Origin of the sequence: Sphaerisporangium sp. B11E5 (genome assembly GCF_039871875.1) — a bacterium.
Taxonomy (GTDB): Bacteria; Actinomycetota; Actinomycetes; order Streptosporangiales; family Streptosporangiaceae; genus Sphaerisporangium.
The window spans coordinates 100,040-120,648 of record NZ_JBDPMD010000003.1; the positions used below are offsets into that span (position 1 = coordinate 100,040).

The window sequence follows — 20,609 nt, forward strand, 5'->3', positions numbered from 1 at the left end:
GGAGTTACTACTCCGTTTAATCATGCGGAGCGACGACTCCACTTGTCAACCGTCCACGTCCCCGCCGGGGGCATGGCGTGGCGGGCTAGGCGGGGTCCAGCCAGTCCAGGGTGCGGGTCACGGCCTTCTTCCAGGTCTCGTAGGACTCGGTGCGGCGGGGTTCCTCCCAGGTGGGGTGCCAGCGTTTGGACTCCTGCCAGTTCTGGACCAGGTCCTCGGGGGACTTCCAGAAGCCCACGGCGAGGCCGGCGGCGTAGGCGGCGCCGAGGGCGGTGGTCTCTGCCACCACGGGGCGGGAGACGGGGACACCCAGGATGTCGGCCTGGATCTGCATGCACAGGTCGTTGGCGGTGACGCCGCCGTCCACGCGGAGGACGTCCAGTTCCACGCCGGAGTCGGCCCGCATGGCGTCCACGACGTCGCGGGTCTGGTAGCAGATGGCCTCCAAGGTGGCGCGGGCTATGTGGGCGCTGGTGTTGTAGCGGGAGAGGCCGACGATGGCGCCGCGGGCGTCGGAGCGCCAGTACGGGGCGAACAGGCCGGAGAAGGCGGGGACGAAGTAGACGCCGCCGTTGTCCTGGACGGAGGCGGCGAGGGCTTCGCTGTCGGCGGCGGTGTCGATGACGCCGAGCTGGTCGCGCAGCCATTGGATGGCGCTGCCGGTGACGGCTATCGAGCCTTCCAGGGCGTACACGGGCGGACTGCCGGCGAACTGGTAGCAGACGGTGGTGAGCAGGCCGTGCCGCGAGCGTACGGGGGTGGTGCCGGTGTTGAGGAGGAGGAAGTTGCCGGTGCCGTAGGTGTTCTTGGCCTGGCCGGGGGTGAAGCAGACCTGGCCCACGGTGGCGGCCTGCTGGTCGCCGAGGTTCCCCGCCAGCCCGACCTCGCCGCCGAGGGGGCCGTCGGCGCGGGTCACGCCGTACAGGCCGGGGTGGGAGGACGGCAGGACGGCGGGCAGCATGGCGCGGGGGACGCCGAAGAAGGACAGCAGCTCGTCGTCCCAGTCGAGCGTGGAGAGGTCCATCAGCATGGTGCGGCTGGCGTTGGTGGGGTCGGTGACGTGCACGCCGCCGTCGGTTCCGCCGGTGAGGTGCCACAGGAGCCAACTGTCGGTGGTGCCGAACACCGCCTCCCCCGCCTCGGCCGCGGCGCGCACCCCGTCGACGTTCTCCAGGATCCACTGGATCTTGCCCCCGGAGAAGTACGTGGCCGGCGGCAGGCCCGCCTTGCGCCGGATCACCTCGCCCTTGCCCTCCCGTTCCAGGGCCGCGGCGATGCGGTCGGTGCGGGTGTCCTGCCAGACGATCGCGTTGTGGTACGGCCGTCCGGTGCGCCGGTTCCACACCACGGCGGTCTCCCGCTGGTTGGTGACGCCGACGGCGGCGAGGTCGGCGGGTGTCAGCCGCGCGTCCCGCAGCGTGACCTCGATCACCGTGCGGGTCCGCTCCCAGATCTCCATGGGGTCGTGTTCCACCCACCCGGCGTGCGGCAGGATCTGCTCGTGTTCGAGCTGGTGGCGCGCGACCTCGTTGCCACCATGGTCGAAGATCATGAACCTGGTGCTCGTGGTTCCCTGATCGACGGCTCCCACGAAGTCGGCCATGGACGTGTCGCCTCCTCGAACGGCCCGCGTGCCCGCGTAGCACGGTACCTCTCCGCAGGCCCGCCGGGGCGACGGCGCGACGTCTCCGTTTCCCCAAGCAACCACCCCGTTGTCAATCCAAATGCGGCGATCTAGCGTTTAACCAGTCGATTTCGGAACTAGTGAACCGCGGCCGCCGAGCCGCCACCCGCAGGGAGGACGCGACCCGATGGCGAAACCGCTGGGCGTGCAGCTCTACACGGTCCGCGACCGGATGAAGAGCGACCGCGACGAGGTGCTGACCCGGATAGCGGACATCGGATACGGCGCCGTGGAGGCGTACGACCCTCTGGACGACCCGCAGGGCTTCCGCCGGGTGGTCGACGACCTCGGGCTGGTGGTCTCCGGCACACACGCGATCGACCTGCTGAGCAAGGACACCGGCGCCGTGCTGGACGCGGTGGCCGCCCTCGGCACCGACTCGGTGATCGTCCCGGCCGGGATCCCGGCGGAGGACTTCACCACGCGGGACGGCGTACGGCGGGCCGCCGACCTGCTGAACGGGCTCGCCGAGAAGGCGGCGCCGTACGGCCTGCGGCTCGGCTACCACAACCACTGGTGGGAGATCGAGCCGCGCCTGGACGGCCGGCACGCCATCGAGGTGCTCGCCGGCGACCTGTCCCCCGGGGTGTTCCTGGAGATCGACACCTACTGGGCGGCCGTGGGCGGCGCCGACGTGCCGGAGCTGCTCGGGCGGCTCGGCGACCGGGTGACCGCGCTGCACGTCAAGGACGGGCCGGGGGTCAAGGGCGAGCCGCACACGGCGGTCGGGGCGGGCACCATGCCGGTGCCGGACATCCTCGCGGCGGCCGGTCCCGAGGCGTGGCGCATCGTCGAGCTGGACGACTGCGCGACCGACATGCTGGAGGCGCTGGCCGCCGGGTACGCCTACCTGTCGCGGCTGGAGCGGGTGTGACGACCGGGCCGGTCGGCGTCGCCCTCGTCGGCGCGGGGAAGATCAGCGGGGAGTACCTGCGCAACCTGAGCGCGTTCCCCGACGTACGGGTGCTCGGCGTGGCCGACCTCGACACCGCGCGGGCCGCGGAGGTCGCGCGGGAATGGGACGTGCCGATCGGCGGGGACGTCGAGACGGTGCTGGCGCTGCCCGAGGTCGAGATCGTCGTCAACCTGACCATCCCCGCCGCGCACGCCGACGTGGCGATCACGGCACTGCGGGCCGGCAAGCACGTGTACGGCGAGAAGCCGCTGGCGCTGACCCCCGACGAAGGCCGGGAGGTGCTCGGCGAGGCCGGGATGCGCGGCCTGCGGGTCGGCAGCGCGCCGGACACGTTCCTCGGGGCGGGACTGCAGTCGGCGGCCCGTGCCCTGGCGGACGGGGTGATCGGGACGCCGGTGGCCGCGACGGCGGTGATGCAGAACCCGGGCCCCGAGTCGTGGCACCCCAACCCCGAGTTCCTGTACCAGCGGGGCGCGGGCCCGTTGTTCGACATCGGCCCCTACTACCTGACGGCGCTGACGGCGATGCTGGGCCCGGTGTCCAAGGTGGCGGCCACGGCGCGGCAGGCGAAGGCGCGGCGGGTGATCGGGTCGGGCCCCAAGGGCGGCACCGAGTTCACGGTCGAGGTGCCGACGCACGTGATGGCGCTGATCGACTTCACCGCCGGGCCCAGCGCGTCCTCGACGTTCAGTTTCGACTCGTCGGCGCGGGTCACGATGATCCAGATCACGGGGACGGAGGGGACGTTGTCCCTGCCGGACCCCAACACCTTCGGCGGCCCTCTGCGGGTGCGGTCGGCGAAGGACGACGACTGGCGCGACCTGCCGGTGGAAGGCGCTTCGGCGGGGCGGGGGCTCGGCGTCCTCGACATGGCGCGGGCCCTGCGCGCGGACCTGCCGCACCGGGCGACCGGCCTCCTCGGCCTGCACGTGCTCGAAGCCATGACGGCCATCGCCGAGTCCGCCGAGCGCGGCGAGTTCCGGCGGATCGAGAGCGCCGCACCGGTGCCTGAGCCGCTGCCGGTGGACTGGGATCCGTACGAGGCGACGTTGCAGGTGTGAGAGCTTTCAGGCGGGTAGGCATGAGGAGGTGGAACCTTCTGAGGCAGAGGAGAGCCGCACCATGCACAAGTTCTCTTTGGTGGCCGTGTCCCGGCAGCAGCTCGCCCGGGCGGCGGAGTCCACCGGCGGGCTGGCGGCCGACACGGTCGTCGGAGGGCATGAGCGGGTCCTGCGGCAGACGGTGATCGCCCTGACCGCCGGCTCCTCACAGACCGAACACCAGGCCAACGGTGAAGCCACCGTCTACGTGCTCTCCGGCCGCGTCCGCGTGGTGGCCGGCGAGGTGTCCTGGGACGCCCTCGCCGGCGACCTGGTGATCGTCCCCCCGGAACGCCACCGCGTGGAGGCGGTGGAGGACTCCACCATCCTCCTCACGGTGGCACTGCCCCGCTGACCCCCATCGGCCGCGGCACGTCCGCGCTCAGGTGGTGGCCAGGGCGACGGTCGGGGAGAGACGGGCGGCGCGCATGGCGGGGTAGAGACCGGCGAGGGTGCCGATGAGCAAGGTGGCGGTCAGGGCGGCTCCTATGGACCAGGTGGGCGTCACGGGGGGCCAGCCCCGGGAGAAGGCGTAAGCCGTCGTCACGGCGGCACCCAGCAGGGAGCCGGTGATGCCGCCCAGGCAGGAGAGCAGCAGGGACTCGGTCAGGAACTGCAGGCGGATCTGGGCTCTGGTGGCGCCCAGGGAACGGCGCAGGCCTATCTCCCTGCGGCGTTCCAGTACGGAGATGACCATGGTGTTGGCCACTCCCACGCCGCCCACCAGCAGGGCTACGGCACCCAGGCCCAGCAGGAGGTTGGTGAAGGCGCCGGCGGCGGCGGCCTTGGCCTCCAGGGCGTCCGAGGGGCGGCTCACCTCCACCTCGTCGGGTTGTTCGGGGTTGACGGTGCGGGCCAGGACGGCGGCCACTTCCGTCACGGCTTCGTCGGCGGAGCGTTCGTAGATCATCGTGGGGTGGCCGTCGAAGTCCAGGTAACGTTCGGCGGCCGACCAGCCGACCAGGGCGGAGCGTTCGATCTCGGGGGCCAGCGGCATGGCGTCGAGGATGCCGATCACGGTGAACCAGCGGTCGCCGAGCCAGACCTGGATGCCGGTGCGGACGATGCCGAGGCGTTCGGCGGCGACGGCGCCGAGGACCACGGCAGGGGCGCGGGCGGTGGCGGCGTTGAGCCAGGTGCCGGTGCGCACGGTGCCGCGCAGGGTGGCGAGCAGGTCCTCGTGGGCGGCCTGGACGGCGATGCCGCCGGTCTCCGCTTCGGAGATCTTGTCGGTACGGCGCACCGTCGCGTCGACGGAGCCGGTCGCGCTTGCCGCGGTCACAGGGGCGACGCGGCGGACCATCTCCAGTGACTTCAGCGGCAGCTTGGCGTCCTCGCCGAACATGGTCTGGCCGGGCTGCACGGTCAGCATGTTGGTGCCGAGCGCGTCCAGGCGGCTGAGCAGGGCGGCCCGCGAGGACGACGAGATCCCGATGACGGCGACCATCGTGGCGATGCCGATCGCGATGCCGAGCGCCGACAGCACGACCCTGGTCGGCCGGCTGCGGAGCCCCGCGGCCCCGACCCGCAGCACGTCCGGCGGCCGCAGCCGCGCGGGAACCAGTCGCGGCGCGCCACCCGCGCCGTCCTGCCGCCGGCGGCGCGGCGTCGCCTGCCGCGTGGGGGCCGGGCGTGTTGCCTCGCTCACCGGTCGCTCCCCTCGCCGACCAGCCGGTCCGGCGGTGGGCCGGTGAGGTCGTCGGCGCCGCGGGCCAGGCGGTTCAGGGTGCTCGCGGAGCGGTAGCCGCGGCCGGGGCCGTCGTCGGTGGCGATCAGGCCGTCACGCATGCGGACCCGGCGGGGCGTCCAGGACGCGATCTCCATGTCGTGGGTGATGATCGTGACGGTGGTGCCTGAGGCGTTCAGGTCGGACAGGACGGCCAGGACCTCCGCGCCCGCGGCGGAGTCCAGGTTGCCGGTGGGCTCGTCGGCCATGAGCAGGTCGGGGTCGCCGACCACGGCGCGGGCGACGGCCACGCGTTGCTGTTCGCCGCCGGACAACTGGTGGGGGCGGTGGCCGAGGCGGTGGCCGAGGCCCACCCGTTCCAGGGCCGCGGCGGCGCGTTCGCGGCGCTCGCGGGCGGGGCGGCCGCTGTACAGCAGGCCGTCGGCCACGTTGTCCAGGGCGGTGGTGCCCGGCGCCAGGTGGAACTGCTGGAACACGAAGCCCAGGTGACGGGAGCGCAGGGCGGACAGTTCGCGGTCGCTCAGCGAACCGACCTCGTACCCCGCGATGCGCACCCCGCCGGACGTGGGCCGGTCCAGCGTGCCGATCATGTGCAGCAGGGTGGACTTGCCGGACCCCGACGGCCCCACGATGGCCAGCAGTTCCCCCGGTTCGACGGCCATGCTCACCCCGCGCAGCGCCTCGACCTGCCCGGCGTAGATCTTGCGCACGTCCGTGATCTCGACGATGGCGCTCACCGTTGCGGCACCCCGACCTTCATCCCCTCGGCCAGCCCGGCGCCGGAGATCTCGACCCGCCCCTGGCCGTACGCGCCGGTCTCCACCGCCACGATCTTCGTGGTGCCGCCTTCGACGAGCTCGACGCCGAAGCCGCCCTCGCGCAGCGCCAGCAGCGCCTCGATCGGCACCGACAGCACGCCCTCGGCCCGTTCGCTGATCAGGGTCACGCTGACCGGCGCCTGGTCCAGCCGCCCCGCCTTCTTCGGCGACGCCAGCGTGATCTCCACGCCGACGGTCGGCTCCTCCTCGTCCCCCGGCGCCGTGTCCTCGCCGCTCCCGCCCTCCACGACCGTGCCGATCTCGCTGATCTTCCCCTTGAGCTCGGTCCCGTCGGGCAGTTCCACGGTCACCGTCGCCCCCTTGCGGGCGAGCGCCTGCATGTCGGCCTCCAGGTCGACATGCACCGTGCGGCGGGTCGAGGTGACGGTGAGCACCTGCTGCCCGGGCGCCGCGCGGTCCCCCACCTCGACCCGCGCGTCGGCCACCCGCACGGGGCCGGGCAGGAACACGACCTGGCTCGCGTCCACCGATCCGGTCTCCGGCAGGCCGCGGTCCTCCTGCCACTCCAGGACGGCCTGGTACGTCGCGTAGGTGAAATCGGTGTCCACCGTCATGTCGTCGCCGTACCCGAGCTTCCTGAGGTTGCGCTCCAGTTGCTCGACGTCGGTGCCGTCGGAGACCCCGAGCTGGAGCGTCCGGTACAACGGCAGCCACCCGTACATCAGCACCTGCGGCTCGCGATCGACCTTGATCAGCGGCCGGCCCCGGGTGACGACAGTGCCCTCGGGGGCGATCCATGTCACCGTGCCGGCCGCGCCCCCGTAGACCTTGCGCTCACCGACGTACGTCAGCGTGCCGTCGACCGACACGGTGTCGGTCAGGTCGCCGCGTTCGATGGCCGCCGTGTTGGCGGCCGGCGCCGTGGCCGTGGGCCCGGGCGGCCCGGCCCGGCCGCCGCCCGTCATCGTCACCGCCGCGGTCCCCGCCAGGATCGCCGTCACCGCGATCCCGGCCGCCGGCAGCACCCGCCGCCGTATCCGCATCACCGTTCACCTCCGTGCCGCGGGACGGACGCCCCCGGCAGGGCTTGATTTGTAGTCAGGACCCGGTTAGCGGCGGATAAACGGCGGCGGCTTACCGGTGACTAACACCTGATGGACCAGGCTGGACGGGGAAGACGGCCCCGAGGTCAGGGCCGGAAGGGAACTGGAGATGCGCGTGCTAGTCGTGGAGGATGAGGACCGGCTCGCCGACGCCATCGCGCAGGGCCTGCGCCGCCGGGCCATCGCGGTGGACGTGGTCTACGACGGCGCCGAGGCCTTGGAGCGGGTCGCCTACGTCGAGTACGACGTGATCGTGCTGGATCGCGACCTGCCCGAGCTGCACGGGGACGAGGTGTGCCGCAGGCTCGCGGCGGCCGGTTCGGTCAGCCGGGTGCTGATGCTGACCGCCGCCGGCACGGTGCACGACCGCGTGGACGGGTTGTCACTGGGTGCCGACGACTACCTCACCAAACCGTTCGCCTTCACCGAGCTGGTCGCGCGCGTCCGCACCCTGGCGCGGCGCACCGGGCCGTCCCGCCCGGCCGTGCTGGAACGCGAGGGGGTGCGGCTGGACCTGGCCGCCCGCCTGGTGACGCGGCAGGGCAGGACGGTCACGCTGACCCGCAAGGAGTTCGCCGTGCTGGCCGAGCTGATGCGCACGGACAGCGTGGCGTCGGCGCGCGAGCTGGTCGCGCGGGCGTGGGACGAGAACGTCGAGTCGGGCACCGGCGCGCTGCGGGTCACCATCAACACGCTGCGCAAGAAGCTCGGCCCGCCGGACGTCATCGAGACCGTCCCCGGGGCCGGGTACCGCATCGCCGGGGAGCAGCCGTGACCCCGGCGGCGCGGCAGGTGCTGCGGAACCTCGCGGCGCAGGCGCGACGCGGCCCGGGGCTGCGGGCCCGGCTCACCATCATCTACAGCGGCCTGTTCTTCGGCGCCGGCTCGGTGCTGCTGTGGGCGACGTACCTGCTGACGGCCAACGCGCTGAACCGCGAGTTCTACGTGAAGCTGCCCGTGCCGGAGGAGCTGATACACCCGGTCCCCCCGGGAGAACCGGGGCCGCGGGTGGCCGTGCTCGCCAGGAACATGGTGGAGCGGATCGACAGCGCCAAGCAGCAGGTGCTCGACGACCTGCTGAACAACTCGGTGCTCATCATGGTGGCCGTCGGCGTGCTCGCCATCGTGCTCGGGCACATGGTGGCGAACCGCGCGCTGCGCCCCCTGCACCGGGTCACCGCGACCGCGCAGCGCCTCTCCGAGAGCACCCTGCACGAGCGCATCGCGCTGTCCGGCCCGAACGACGACGTCAAACGCCTCGCCGACACCTTCGACGGGATGCTGGACCGGCTCCAGCGGGCCTTCGACACCCAGCGGCGCTTCACCCTGAACGCGTCGCACGAGCTGCGCACCCCGCTGGCCATCAACCGGACGTTGCTGGAGGTCGCGCTGGAGGAGCCCGAGCCGTCGGAGGACCTGGTGCGGCTCGGCAAGGCGCTGCTCAGCACCAACGCCCGGCACGAACGGCTGATCGAGGGCCTGCTGCTGCTCGCCCGGTCCGAGCAGGAGGTCATCACCCGCAAGCCGGTCGAGGTGGACGAGCTGGTGGAGTCGGTGGCCGAGGAGCTGGAGGCGATGGCGCGGCGCCGCCGCGTCCAGGTGACGCGGCGGCTGGACCCGGCGGTCGCGGCGGGCGACCCGGTGCTGATCGAGCGGTGCGTGTTCAACCTGCTGGAGAACGCGCTCAAGTACAACGTGAAGGGCGGCACCGTGAAGCTCGACGTGACGGCGGAGCCGGACGCGGTCGTGGTGCGGGTGGAGAACACCGGCCCGCCGATCCCGGGGTACGAGGTCGGCGAGCTGTTCGAGCCGTTCCGCAGGCTGCAGGACCGGGTGGGAGGCGCCCACGGCTCGGGCCTCGGGCTGTCGATCGTCCGTGCGATCGTGACCGCGCACCAGGGCGAGGTGGAGGCCGCCGCGCGCGCCGAGGGCGGCCTCGTGGTCACCATGCGGCTTCCCGTCCCCTAGCCGCGTCCCGTCAGTTCCCGCCGCCGGACTCGCCGCCGGGCCCCCGGCCGGGGCCGGCGCCGGGCAGCAGCTTCTCGCACGCCTTGCGCGCCCGCTCCATGGCGTCGCGGTCGACGTTCTCATCCTTCTTGATCATGATGCCGCCGCCCGGCTTGGGGTCGGGCACGTTGACGCCGTGCTCACGCATGCAGCGGGCGAACTTCAGCATGGCGTCGCGCACGGCGGGGTCGTCCGGGCCCTTGCCGGGGCCGCCCAGCACCATGTACTTGCCGCACTCCTTCTCCGCCTTCTTCCACTTGGCGTCGTCACCCGCGCGGCGCCTGATGGCGACCGGCCCGCCACCGGGCTCGGGGTCCTTCATGTCGATGCCGTGTTCACGCATGCACTGGGCGAACTTCAGCGGGTCGCTCGACCCGCTCGGGCTCGGTGACCCCGACGGCGCGGCGGACGGCGTGCCCGCCGACGCCACGCTCGGGGTGTTCGCTCCCCCGCCGCACGCGGTCAGCGCGAGCACCGGGAGCACTCCAGCGGCCAGTACCAGACGCCGGACCTTCATCTCGTCCTCCTCCTGCCCCGGGTCGCACACCCGGTGACAGGCACCATGTCTACGGAGGCACGGATTAGCGAGGAGTAAGCGCGGAACTCAGGAGGTCTCGGGGTTGGCGCCGCGCGCCTTGCCCATGACGGCGAGCCAGGCGACGTCCCAGGCGGCGTACCTGCGGCGGTCCAGCGAACGGCGGACCAGCGCGTAGCAGCCGAGCAGCAGGCCGCCGATCACGGTGACCGTGCCGGTCGCGCCGGCCAGGGCGCGGGCCACCGTCATCGCGCGGTCGGGACGCGTGCCGCCGGGCCGTCCCTTGGCGTCCAGCCACACCCGCACCGTCGTGCCGGCCTTGGTGCCGAGGAACACCGGCGCCTCGGCGATCATCGTGCGGCCGCGGGCGTCGACCCAGGTGACGGGGGTGCGCAGCTCGGCTCGCATGGTGTCGGTGGAGGTGCGCGGCACCGGCGGGTCGCGCAGCACGCGCGCCGCCACCCAGCGGCCGGACCGCTCGGCGGCGAGGCCGTCACGGTACAGCGCGCCGCCGGTGGCGAAGGCGAGCACCAGGCCCCCGGCGAACAGCAGGACGCAGACGAGCACGACGAGGGCCTCGACACGGTCGGTGCGCCGGCGAAGGGCGTTGCCGTCCGGCCGGTACAGCCGCACACGGCGCATCACCCATCGGCCCACGTCCCGCATCGGGACCACCTCCTACCAGCGGTCTTGCGCGTCAGCCTGTCCCCTTCCCCGATCGGCGGCCTTGCCACGCCGAAACGGCGACCTCACCTCCGTGTCCAGTTCCGGCGCGCCCGACACGCCCCTGCGCGAATCAGGACTATCTCGTCCACAACGTCTCCTGGACGGCGTGCGCCAAGGTGGTCACCTCTGCCGAGGCACTGCCGGCGGGCCACGCGAGGGCGTACGTCAGCCGCAGGTCCCCGGCGTCGAACGGGACGTACCGGACATCGGGCCGCCTGATGGAGGCGGTGAGCAGGAGCGGCGCGGGCAGCAGCCCGATCCCGGCGGCCACGAGGTCGAGCAGGGCGGCGAAGTCGTCGACGTCGTCACCCACCTCGTGGTGCTGGTACGCGCCGCGCAGCGTGCCGGCGAGCCGCGCCCACATGCCGCCGGGCGGCCGCACCCGGGGCAGCAGGATCTTGTGCCGGCCGAGCAGGGCGGGCGTCAGGCGCGGCAGCGCGGCGAGCGGGTCCCCGGCGGGCACGGCCAGGTGCGCGACCGTCACGTGGAAGCGGGCGGCGGTGGCGCAGCCGAGAGGGAACGGCGCGCTCAGCAGCGCGGCGGGCACCTCGCCACGCGCCAGCCCCTCGGCGGCGGCGCGCCGGCCGAGCGGGCGCAACTCGACGTCGATGGGGGGCTCCCGCTCGGCCAGCCGCCGCGCCGCCCGGGCGGCCAGCCCGCCGACCAGTGGTGCATAAGCCAGCCGAATGGATGGCCGGGGCGGTGCGGCCAGCCGGGCGGCCTCGCCGGCGAACGCGGCGGCCGTCTCCAGCAGTGTGTCGGCGTACGGCAGCAGCGCGGCCCCCGCGGGGGTGAGCCGCACCGCGCGGCTGGTGCGCTCGAACAGAACCACCCCGAGCTGCCGCTCCAGGCGCGCGACAGCCTGGCTCACCGCGGGCTGGGACATGCCGAGCTCCGCCGCGGCGCGGGAGAACCCGAGGTGCCGTGCGACGCGGGCGAAGCACTCGATGTCACGCAGAGGCGGGGCCACGCTCCAGTATGGCCACGGGAACCCATAAGCATCGTCAATGACCGGCGTCATCGGCTGATCACCGCCGGGCACGATGCCGGGGTCAGATCCGACCCGACGCAGGGAGCCCGCATGACCACGCCACGCATCTCGCCGTTCCCGGCCGCCACGGTGCTCGGCTATCCGAGGATCGGCCGCCGCCGTGAGCTGAAGCGTGCGCTGGAGGCGTACTGGGACGGCCGCTCGACGACCGCGGAGTTGCGGCGTACCGGGCGGGAGCTGCGGCGCGACGGCTGGACGCGGCTCGCGGAGCTGGGTCTCGACCGGCCGCCGTCCAACACGTTCTCCTTCTACGACCACGTGCTGGACACCGCGATGCTGGTCGGCGCGGTGCCCGAGCGGTACCGGGGGGCGTCCCCCGAGGACGTGTACTTCTCGATGGCGCGGGGCGACGGCGGCGTGGCGCCGCTGCGGATGACCAAGTGGTTCGACACCAACTACCACTACATCGTGCCGGAGATCGGGCCTGGCGCCGTGTTCTCCGCCGACCCGGGCAAGCCGGTGGCCGAGGTGCGGGAGGCGCGGGAACTCGGCATCGCCACCCGGCCGGTGCTGGTCGGGCCGGTGACGTTCCTGCTGCTGGCCGAGGGGGCGCCGCAGCACCGGCTGGACGACCTGCTCGGCGCGTACGAGGACGTGCTCCGGGCGCTCGCCGCCGAGGGGGTGGACTGGGTCCAACTGGACGAGCCCGCGCTGGCGGCCGACCGCACCGAGGCGGAGCTCGAGGCGGTGCGGGCCGCGTACCGGCGGCTCGGAGCGCTGCCGGACCGCCCGGGACTGTTCGTGGCGACGTACTTCGGAGGCATCGGAGCGGCGTTGCCCGTGCTGGCGGACACGCCCGTGGAGGCGATCGGGCTGGACCTGGTGCGCGGCGACGACCACCTCGGCGCCTGGCCGGAGGCGCTGGCGGGCAAGACCGTCGTCGCGGGCGTGGTGTCCGGGCGGGACGTGTGGCGCACCGACCCGGGCACCGCGCTCGCCGCGCTCGCCGGGCTGCGCGAGCGCGCCGGTCGGGTGACGGTGAGCACCTCCTGCTCGCTGCTGCACGTGCCGTACGACCTGGAGGCGGAGAACGCGCTGGACCCCGGGCTGGCGCGGCGGCTGGCGTTCGCCGACCAGAAGGTGGCCGAGGTGGTGGAACTGGCGGCGCGCCTCGCCGATCTGCCGGCCGGCGGGCCCTCCCTTCCCCCGCCCGCCGCGCCGGTCGCCGCGCCGCGGTCCTGCGCGCCCGCCGGGCGCGGCCCGTACGAGGCGCGGGCGGCGGCGCAGGCACGGCACCTGCGGCTGCCGCCGCTGCCCACCACCACGATCGGGTCGTTCCCGCAGACCGGGGAACTGCGGGCCGCGCGGGCCGAGCTGGCCGCCGGGCGGCTGGACGAGGCCGGGTACGACCGGCGGGTGCGCGACGAGATCGAGCGGGTGATCCGGCTGCAGGAGCGCCTCGGTCTCGACGTGCTGGTGCACGGGGAGCCCGAGCGCAACGACATGGTGCAGTACTTCGCCGAGCACCTGGACGGCTTCGCGGTCACCCGGAGCGGGTGGGTGCAGTCGTACGGCTCGCGGTGCACCCGGCCGCCCATCCTGCACGGCGACGTGCGGCGGCCCGCGCCGATCACCGTCCGCTGGGCCTCGCACGCGCGGTCGCTCACCGACAGACCGGTCAAGGGCATGCTCACCGGCCCGGTCACCATCGTGGCGTGGTCGTTCGTGCGGCGCGACGTGCCGCTGCGGGACGTCGTGCTGCAGGTCGCGGACGCCGTTCGCGAGGAGGTGCGCGACCTGGAGGCGGCCGGGATCTCCATCATCCAGGTGGACGAGCCCGCGCTGCGCGAGCTGCTGCCGCTGCGGGCCGAGGCCCGCGAGGAGTACCTGGGCTGGGCGGTGGAGGCGTACCGGCGGGCCACCTCCGGGGCCGCGGACCGCACGCAGATCCACACGCACCTGTGCTACTCCGAGGCCGACCAGATCCTGGCCGCCGTCGAGGCACTGGACGCCGACGTCACCACCGTCGAGTCGGCCCGCTCCCACGGCAGGCTCCTCGCCGAGCCCGCCCTCGGCGACTTCCCCCGCGCCCTCGGCCCCGGCGTCTACGACATCCACTCCCCCCGTGTGCCCGGCGTGGCCGAGATGGAGAAGTCGCTGCGCGCCGCGCTGGAGGTCCTGCCCGCCGGCCGCGTGTGGGTCAACCCCGACTGCGGCCTGAAGACCCGCACCTACCCCCAGGTGGAGGCCGCCCTCACCAACCTGGTCACCGCCGCGCGCCGCCTCCGCGACACCCTGGGCACCGCCACGGAACCTGACAGGACGCCGCCGAACGGCGGTGCGGAGATGCCCCGAACCTGAGTACTTCACTACTCAAGCCCCGCCTGACCGGTCCTCCTCTACTGAAGGTACGGATTCCCGTCCCTCACGAAAGGACCGGTCAGGTGACCCAAGAAACGCCCCTCCCGCGACCCGACGCACCGCCGAGGCGGCGCACCCTCCGCGGCGGGGCCCGGCAGCGGCTCGCCCCGCGTGTTGCTCCACGCCGCCACGGCGACCGCCGCCGCCGAAGCGCTGGGGTGTCCTTTTGTGACCATGGACGTACGGCTCAGCCGGGCGATCGGGCCGCGGTGCGCGATCCACGTCGTCGGCTCCTGAATCGCTCCAGGGCGGGCGTCAGCGGAAGCGGCGGAGGCGGAGGCTGTTGGTGACGACGAAGACTGAGGAGAAGGCCATGGCGGCGCCGGCGATCATGGGGGTGAGCAGGCCGGCGGCGGCGAGGGGGAGGGCGGCGACGTTGTAGGCGAAGGCCCAGAAGAGGTTGCCCTTGATGGTGGTGAGGGTGCGGCGGGAGAGGCGGATGGCGTCGGCGGCCACTCTCAGGTCGCCGCGGACGAGGGTGAGGTCGGAGGCCTCGATGGCCACGTCGGTGCCGGTGCCCATGGCCAGGCCGAGGTCCGCCTGGGCCAGGGCGGCGGCGTCGTTGACGCCGTCGCCGACCATGGCGACCGTGCGGCCTTCCGACTGGAGGCGTTTCACCACGTCCACCTTGTCGGCGGGGAGGACTTCGGCGATGACGTGCTCGATGCCGACCTCCGCGGCGACGGTGCGGGCGGCGGTCTCGTTGTCGCCGGTGAGGAGGTACGGGGTGAGGCCGAGGGCGCGCAGGTCGGCCACGGCCTGGGCGGAGGTGGGCTTCACGGTGTCGGCGACGACCAGGACGCCGCGGGCCCTGCCGTCCCAGCCGACGGCGACGGCGGTGCGTGCGGTGGCGTGGGCCTGCTCCACGGCGCGCTCAAGCTCGGGCGTGAGGTGCTGGGACCAGTCGGCGAGCAGGCGGGGGCGGCCGACCAGGACGGCGTGGCCGTCCACGACGCCCTGGACGCCGAGGCCCTGGACGTTGGCGAAGTCCTCGGGGGCGGGCAGCTCTCCGGCCGCGGCGGCGGCGCGGGCGACGGCCTGGGCGATGGGGTGCTCGGAGGCGTGTTCCAGGGCGCCGGCCAGGCGGAGGATCTCTGCGGGGTCCTCGCCGGAGGCGGGGATCGTCTCGACCAGGGTCATCCGGCCCTCGGTGACGGTGCCGGTCTTGTCGAGCACCACGGTGTCGGCACGGCGGGTCGACTCCAGGACCTCCGGGCCCTTGATCAGGATGCCGAGGGCGGCGCCGCGGCCGGTGCCGACCAGCAGGGCGGTCGGGGTGGCGAGGCCGAGGGCGCAGGGGCAGGCGATGATGAGGACGGCGACGGCCGCGGTGAACGCGGCGGCGGTGCCGGCGCCCGTGCCGAGCCAGTAGCCGAGCGTGCCGACGGCCAGCGCGATCACGACGGGCACGAACACGCCGGACACGCGGTCGGCGAGGCGCTGCACCTGGGCCTTGCCGGACTGGGCCTCCTCCACCAGCTTGGCCATCTGGGCCAGCCGGGTGTCCGCCCCGACCCGGGTGGCCCGCACCACCAGGCGGCCCCCGGCGTTGACGGTGGCGCCGGTGACCGCGTCGCCGGGCCCCACCTCGACGGGGACCGGCTCCCCGGTCAGCATCGAGGCGTCCACCGCGGAGGACCCCTCCTCGACCACGCCGTCCGTGGCGATCTTCTCGCCGGGGCGCACCACGAACCGGTCGCCGACCGCGAGCCGGTCGCTCGGCACGCGGGTCTCGGTGCCGCCGCGCAGCACCGCGACGTCCTTGGCGCCGAGGTCGAGCAGGGCCCGCAGCGCGGACCCGGCGCGGCGCTTGGCGCGGGCCTCGAAGTAGCGCCCGGCCAGGATGAACGCGGTGACCCCCGCCGCCGCCTCCAGGTAGATGTTGGACGCGCCCGACACGCGCTCGGCGGTGAACTCGAAGCCGTGGGTCATGCCCGGCATGCCCGCGTCGCCGAGGAACAGCGCCCACAACGACCAGCCGAACGCGGCGAGCGTGCCGAGCGACACCAGCGTGTCCATGGTGGCGGCGCCGTGCCGCAGGTTGGTCCACGCCGCGCGGTGGAACGGCCAGCCGCCGTACACGACCACGGGCGCGGCCAGCGTGAGGGAGAGCCACTGCCAGTAGGTGAACTGCAGCGGCGGGACCATCGCCATGGCGATCACCGGGACCGACAGGACCAGCGAGATGACCAGGCGCTGCCGCAGTGGCCGCAGCCCGTCCTCAGGGGTCTCGTCCTCGGGCTTCTCGGGCGGCGCGGGAAGGGTGGCGGTGTACCCGGCCTTCTCGACCTCGGCGATCAGGTCGCGCGGGTCCAGGCCGCCGGGGAACTCGACCCTGGCCTTCTCGGTGGCGTAGTTGACCGTCGCGGTGACGCCGTCCAGCTTGTTGAGCTTGCGCTCGATGCGGTTGGCGCACGACGCGCAGGTCATGCCGCCGATCGTCAGCTCGACCGACTCACCGGCCGGCCGCCCGCCGTTCCCGTGCATCGCGTTCCCCTCCCGCGCCGCGCCCCTCATGACCGGTCTACCACCTGGTAGCCGGCCTCCTCGACGGCGGTGGCGATGGCGGCGCGGTCGTCCGCCGCGTCACCCTCCACGGTCAGCACGCCGGTCGCGAGATCAACCCGGACGCCGGTCACACCGGGGACCGCCCCGACCTCCTCCTGCACCGAGCTGACACAGTGGCCGCAGGTCATTCCCTGGACGGTGTACGTGGCGGTCATGGGGATCGTTCCTTTCCGTAGGCTGTCAACACCACCATACACCATACCCCCCTTAGGTATAAGGCTCCGTGGGTCAGGCGCACTCCGCGAGCCGGTCCGGTGGGCGGCCGGCCCGCCGTAAGCGGGCCTCCAGCAGGCCGGCCAGACGCGTGCGGGCCCGGGCGGCGCGGCTCTTCACCGTGCCGACCGGGATGCCGAGGGCCTCGGCGATCTCCGGCTGGGTCAGCGACTCGTAGTACGTCATCCGCAGCACCACCCGCTCGTGCGGGTTCAGCTCGGCGAGGGCGCCGCGCACCTGCGCGCCGAGCCAGGAGTCGTCCTCGCCTGCGCCCCCGGCCCCCCGGTCGGCCAGGTCCGCCAGCACGTCGGACGGCACGGCGGTGGCGGAGGAGCCCTCGGCGCGGCGCACGTCGAGCGCGGTGCGCCGCACGATCGCGTACAGCCAGGGAAGCAGGGGCCGCGAGACGTCGAAACCGGGTGCCGCGCGCCAGGCACGCACGAACGCGAGCTGGACCGCGTCCGCCGCCCACTCCCGGTTGCCGAGCACGCGCAGCGCGACCGCGAACAACGGCACCGCGTACCGGTCGTGCATCTCCGCGAGCGCGTCCGGCGCCCCCTTGCTGAAACGCTCCGCGAGATCACCGTTACATTCCGTCATGACCGTACGCCTCCATAAGTCCGGCAGTTCTGTGCGCCGCCCTGAGAATCAGCGCCGGTACCGCTTTTGTCCACAGGGTTTTCCTGGGTCTATCGAAGATCGAGAACCCGGTTGGGCTGATGTTCGCGCAGCTCACATACCCCCCTCCCGCCGTGCGTCCCGGAGTGCGCGCCGCGCCGAGTGTGTACTAATGCACGGACTGGAACGATGTTCGGTCGGCTCGCGGTAATGCCGGGTGAGAGTCAGCCCCGCCGGGCCGGAAGGCGCCGCGGGGGACACGCAGATCCACGATCGAGCGAGGGGCCGGAGTAACGATGATCGGTTTTCACGGCTACGCGCAGGCCGATCCCGAGTACTACGCGCCGCCGGGCACACTCACCAAGGCCGGGCGCAGGTTCCGGCCGCGCGACGTCCCCGGGGGATGGACCTCGGCGGAACAGGACATCTGGACCCGATGGACCGCCGAGGGCGTCGAGACGCCGGACCAGGGCTGGAAGGTGCACGTGTCGGCGCGGCTCGAACGGGCGGACGCGGTGCTGGACATCGTGGCCCGCGCCTGCTTCGCCGAGCGAGTGGCGTTCAAGCACATCGCCGCCGAGACGTTCTTCCTGGTCCTGCACCACAAGCACGGGCCGCGGCCGCAGGCGGGCAAGTTCTGCGCGCTCTACCCGCCGGACGAGGCGACCGCCCGCCGGCTGATGGAGCGCCTCACCCGCGAACTGGCCGGCGAGCGGGGGCCGTACGTCCTCAGCGACCGGCGGTTCCCCGGCTCGGGGGTCGTCCACTACCGCTACGGGGCGTTCCGGCGCCGCAGCGGCACGAGACCGGACGGCACCCGTGAGTCCCTGGTGCGCGACGGCCACGGCCGGGACGTGCCGGACACCCGGGGCGTGTCGTTCACCCTGCCCGCCGGGATCACCGACCCGTTCACCCCCACCGGCGAGCCGGCCGCCGCGCCGCCCGGGCCGGTGGTGCTCAACGGGTACGAGATCCTCCAGGCGGTGCAGCCGAGCAACGCCGGCGGGTCGTACAAGGCCAGGGACACCCGTACCGGGCGCGTCGTCTTCGTCAAGGAGGCACGCGCGCACAACGGGCTGTACTGGGACCGCACGACGGCCGCCGAACGGCTGCGCCGCGAGTACGACACCCTGCGCGCCCTGCACCGGCTGGCGCCGGGCGTGTGTCCCGAGCCGCTGGACCACTTCACCGAGTGGGAACACGACTTCATGGTCACCGAGTTCGTCGAGGGCGACTCGCTGCACGCCTGGATGGCGCGCCGCGCGCCGCTCGTCCAGGCCGGTCGTGGTCCCGCGGACTTCGCCGCCTACTACGACGAGTGCCTGGCGATCGTGGACCGGCTGGGCGGGCTGCTCGGCCGCATCCACCGGGCGGGGTACCGCTACGGCGATCTCAATCCGCGCAACGTGATGGTGACGCCCGCCGGGCCCCGGCTCGTGGACTTCGAGTCGTGCGCCCCGGTGGCGCAGCCGCTGGTGCGCATGGGCGCGCAGGGGTTCGCCCCGCCGGACGGCCTGCCGCTGACCGACCCGTTCACCTGGGACGACTACGGCCTGTCCGCGATCGCGCTGGCGCTCGTCATGCCGATGCACGACGTCGTCGGCCGCAGTCCGGGCAACCTGCGCTGGGTGCGGCGGGAGGCGGGGCCGGTGCCCGCGCGGTTGTGGTGGCGCGCCACGCGCTTCCACGACGAGCACGACCCGGCGCCGGACAAGACACTGCCCTCGCCTGACGACCTCGCGGAACGGCCGCGGGCGAGCCTCGCGCGGTTCACGGGGCACGTCAGGGAGGGGCTGCTCGGCATGGTCCGCCCGGACCGCACGCCGACCGTCCCGCAGGGCTTCGAGACCAACACGCTGTGCGTCGCCTACGGGCTGGCCGGGGTGCTGCACGCGCTGCAGGTCACCGGGGACGTGCCGCCGTGGCTGGTGGAACGGTTCCGCAAGCGTGCGGTCACCGAGGCCGACCGGCTGCCGCCCGGCCTGCACGTCGGAGCCGCCGGGGTGAGCTGGGTGCTGGCGGACCTCGGGCTCGTGGACGAGGCCTGCGACGTGCTCGAACTGGCGGCCCGGCATCCCGTCCTCGGCTCGTCGGGGACGGGCACGGCGACGCTGGGCGAAGGACGGGCCGGGGCCGGCATGGCGGCGCTGCGGCTGCACCGGGAGACCGGCGAGCAGCGGTTCCTGGACCTCGCGGTACGGGCGGCCGAGGACGTCACGTCCCTCGGCGACCCTCGGGCCGCGCTCGGCGCCAGGAACGCGCGGGGCCTGCTGCACGGCCGTGCGGGCATCGCCCTGTTCCTGCACCGGCTCGGCACGCGCACCCGGGACGAACGCTGGCCGGCGCACGGCCTGCGGCTGCTGCACGGCGAGCTGGACCTGGCCCTGGAGCTGCCCGGCGGCGCGTTGTCCTTCTCCGACGACGACACCACCCGGCGCGCCCTGCCGTACCTCGGCACCGGCTCGGCCGGCGTCGCCCTGGCGCTGACCCGCTACCCCGGCGCCCGGCTCGCGTCCGCGCTCCCGCGGGTGCTCGCCGACGTCACCAAGACCTACGCCGGCGTGCCGGGCCTGTACCCGGGCCTCGCCGGGCTGGCCTTCGCCCTGTCCGACCACGCCGAGCTCACCGGCGACGCCACCAGCGCCGCCGCGGCGCTGAACGCCGCCCGCGGCCTGGTGAAGTACGCCGTCCCGCACGGCGACGGCGTCCGCTTCCTCGGCGACGGCTCCCTGCGCTTCAGCGCCGAACTGTGGAGCGGCAACGCGGGAATCCTGCTCGCACTCCACCGCGTCCTCCACGGCGCGTCGGGCCACTTCCTGCTCGACGCCTGAGACTCCCGGCCGCCGTCACCGGCCGGGTCCGCCACCAAGCCTTCCGAAGGAGGTGACATCGACATGACCACCATCCTCTCCCTCCAGGAGATGGGCGCCGAGGTGGAGCAGGACGCTCCCCTGAGCACCCTGAGCTGGCACTGCGGCGTCACCAACTGACCTGTCCCGCCTCGATCCCTGGAAGGGGGTGAACCGACATGATCTCGATCCTGGCCCTCCAGGAGCTCGGCGCCGAGGTGGAGCAGGACGCTCCGCTCAGCACCCTGAGCTGGCACTGCGGCGTCACCAACTGACCCACACGTGGCCGGACGGGCACGGCGGGCGTCCTCAGCGGCGCCGTACCCGGCTCGGACTCCCGGCACGAAATGACGAGCGCGGCCGGCCCCCGGACCACCCGGCGGCCGGCCGCACCGACCTCCGCACATCCACA

19 protein-coding genes are annotated in these 20,609 nt (G+C 73.6%); 9 read left to right on the forward strand and 10 right to left on the reverse strand.

Annotation, left to right across the window (positions count from 1 at the left end):
* Positions 1–85: 85 nt before the first annotated feature.
* Entirely contained in the window at positions 86–1,603 is a 1,518-nt protein-coding gene (glpK, locus tag ABGB17_RS04440; RefSeq protein ID WP_347626439.1) for a glycerol kinase GlpK, read from the reverse strand.
* Between the two features lie 208 nt (positions 1,604–1,811).
* Here glpK and ABGB17_RS04445 point away from each other — a divergent pair, with 208 nt between their 5' ends.
* From ABGB17_RS04445 to ABGB17_RS04455, 3 genes are read left to right on the forward strand one after another with little or no spacing between them, the layout of a single operon-like run.
* Positions 1,812–2,558, forward strand: coding sequence for a sugar phosphate isomerase/epimerase (locus ABGB17_RS04445; protein ID WP_347626440.1), 747 nt, complete (start codon positions 1,812–1,814; stop codon positions 2,556–2,558).
* Positions 2,555–3,661 carry a Gfo/Idh/MocA family oxidoreductase gene (locus ABGB17_RS04450; RefSeq protein WP_347626441.1) on the forward strand — a complete coding sequence of 369 codons (1,107 nt, stop codon included), beginning with the start codon at positions 2,555–2,557 and terminating at the stop codon, positions 3,659–3,661. Before ABGB17_RS04445 ends, ABGB17_RS04450 begins: the two co-directional genes overlap by 4 nt.
* 28 nt (positions 3,662–3,689) lie before the next feature.
* Positions 3,690–4,055, forward strand: a complete 366-nt coding sequence (locus tag ABGB17_RS04455) for a cupin domain-containing protein (protein ID WP_347626442.1) — start codon at positions 3,690–3,692, stop codon at positions 4,053–4,055.
* Positions 4,056–4,082: 27 nt separating this feature from the next.
* Here the strand turns inward: ABGB17_RS04455 and ABGB17_RS04460 are convergent, their stop codons facing one another.
* The 3 genes from ABGB17_RS04460 to ABGB17_RS04470 form a co-directional block, all read right to left on the reverse strand.
* Positions 4,083–5,249, reverse strand: a complete 1,167-nt coding sequence (locus ABGB17_RS04460; protein WP_347626698.1) for an ABC transporter permease — start codon at positions 5,247–5,249, stop codon at positions 4,083–4,085.
* Between the two features lie 95 nt (positions 5,250–5,344).
* Positions 5,345–6,124 carry an ABC transporter ATP-binding protein gene (locus ABGB17_RS04465; protein ID WP_347626443.1) on the reverse strand — a complete coding sequence of 260 codons (780 nt, stop codon included), beginning with the start codon at positions 6,122–6,124 and terminating at the stop codon, positions 5,345–5,347.
* Positions 6,121–7,209 carry a peptidoglycan-binding protein gene (locus ABGB17_RS04470; protein WP_347626444.1) on the reverse strand — a complete coding sequence of 363 codons (1,089 nt, stop codon included), beginning with the start codon at positions 7,207–7,209 and terminating at the stop codon, positions 6,121–6,123. The genes ABGB17_RS04465 and ABGB17_RS04470 overlap by 4 nt, the downstream gene beginning before the upstream one ends.
* 169 nt (positions 7,210–7,378) lie before the next feature.
* On the opposite strand from ABGB17_RS04470, the gene ABGB17_RS04475 reads away from it, so the two are divergent.
* Together ABGB17_RS04475 and ABGB17_RS04480 are read left to right on the forward strand one after the other, a co-directional pair.
* Positions 7,379–8,044 (forward strand): response regulator transcription factor, encoded by a 666-nt coding sequence (locus ABGB17_RS04475; RefSeq protein WP_347626446.1) that lies wholly within the window; start codon positions 7,379–7,381, stop codon positions 8,042–8,044.
* Positions 8,041–9,237 carry an ATP-binding protein gene (locus ABGB17_RS04480; RefSeq protein ID WP_347626447.1) on the forward strand — a complete coding sequence of 399 codons (1,197 nt, stop codon included), beginning with the start codon at positions 8,041–8,043 and terminating at the stop codon, positions 9,235–9,237. Before ABGB17_RS04475 ends, ABGB17_RS04480 begins: the two co-directional genes overlap by 4 nt.
* A gap of 10 nt (positions 9,238–9,247) precedes the next feature.
* Here ABGB17_RS04480 and ABGB17_RS04485 read toward each other — a convergent pair whose 3' ends face one another.
* The 3 genes from ABGB17_RS04485 to ABGB17_RS04495 all read right to left on the reverse strand — a co-directional run bounded on the left by ABGB17_RS04485 (position 9,248) and on the right by ABGB17_RS04495 (position 11,507).
* On the reverse strand, positions 9,248–9,793 hold the full coding sequence (locus tag ABGB17_RS04485; protein ID WP_347626448.1) for a hypothetical protein: 546 nt from the start codon (positions 9,791–9,793) through the stop codon (positions 9,248–9,250).
* An 87-nt stretch (positions 9,794–9,880) separates the two neighbouring features.
* A complete protein-coding gene (locus tag ABGB17_RS04490) occupies positions 9,881–10,477 on the reverse strand; it encodes a hypothetical protein (protein ID WP_347626449.1) in 597 nt (198 codons plus the stop codon).
* 136 nt (positions 10,478–10,613) lie between these two features.
* Positions 10,614–11,507: a LysR family transcriptional regulator gene (locus ABGB17_RS04495; RefSeq protein ID WP_347626451.1), complete on the reverse strand. Its 894-nt coding sequence runs from the start codon at positions 11,505–11,507 to the stop codon at positions 10,614–10,616.
* Between the two features lie 111 nt (positions 11,508–11,618).
* Here ABGB17_RS04495 and metE point away from each other — a divergent pair, with 111 nt between their 5' ends.
* Positions 11,619–13,889 (forward strand): 5-methyltetrahydropteroyltriglutamate--homocysteine S-methyltransferase, encoded by a 2,271-nt coding sequence (gene metE / locus ABGB17_RS04500; RefSeq protein WP_347626452.1) that lies wholly within the window; start codon positions 11,619–11,621, stop codon positions 13,887–13,889.
* Positions 13,890–14,204: 315 nt separating this feature from the next.
* On the opposite strand, the gene ABGB17_RS04505 is transcribed toward metE, so the two are convergent.
* The 3 genes from ABGB17_RS04505 to ABGB17_RS04515 form a co-directional block, all read right to left on the reverse strand.
* Positions 14,205–16,436, reverse strand: a complete 2,232-nt coding sequence (locus tag ABGB17_RS04505; protein WP_347626699.1) for a heavy metal translocating P-type ATPase — start codon at positions 16,434–16,436, stop codon at positions 14,205–14,207.
* 26 nt (positions 16,437–16,462) lie between these two features.
* A complete protein-coding gene (locus ABGB17_RS04510) occupies positions 16,463–16,672 on the reverse strand; it encodes a heavy metal-associated domain-containing protein (protein WP_347626453.1) in 210 nt (69 codons plus the stop codon).
* 73 nt (positions 16,673–16,745) lie between these two features.
* Complete coding sequence (locus ABGB17_RS04515; RefSeq protein WP_347626454.1) at positions 16,746–17,330, reverse strand: sigma-70 family RNA polymerase sigma factor; 585 nt, start codon at positions 17,328–17,330, stop codon at positions 16,746–16,748.
* A 314-nt stretch (positions 17,331–17,644) separates the two neighbouring features.
* Between ABGB17_RS04515 and lanKC the strand changes: the two genes are divergently transcribed.
* The 3 genes from lanKC (at position 17,645) to ABGB17_RS04530 (ending at position 20,472) form a co-directional block, all read left to right on the forward strand.
* A complete protein-coding gene (gene lanKC, locus ABGB17_RS04520; RefSeq protein ID WP_347626455.1) occupies positions 17,645–20,179 on the forward strand; it encodes a class III lanthionine synthetase LanKC in 2,535 nt (844 codons plus the stop codon).
* A 63-nt stretch (positions 20,180–20,242) separates the two neighbouring features.
* A complete protein-coding gene (locus tag ABGB17_RS04525; RefSeq protein WP_347626457.1) occupies positions 20,243–20,338 on the forward strand; it encodes a class III lanthipeptide in 96 nt (31 codons plus the stop codon).
* A gap of 38 nt (positions 20,339–20,376) precedes the next feature.
* The gene (locus ABGB17_RS04530) at positions 20,377–20,472 is read left to right on the forward strand and encodes a class III lanthipeptide (RefSeq protein ID WP_347626458.1); all 96 of its coding nucleotides are present in this window, start codon (positions 20,377–20,379) and stop codon (positions 20,470–20,472) included.
* Positions 20,473–20,609: the final 137 nt, after the last annotated feature.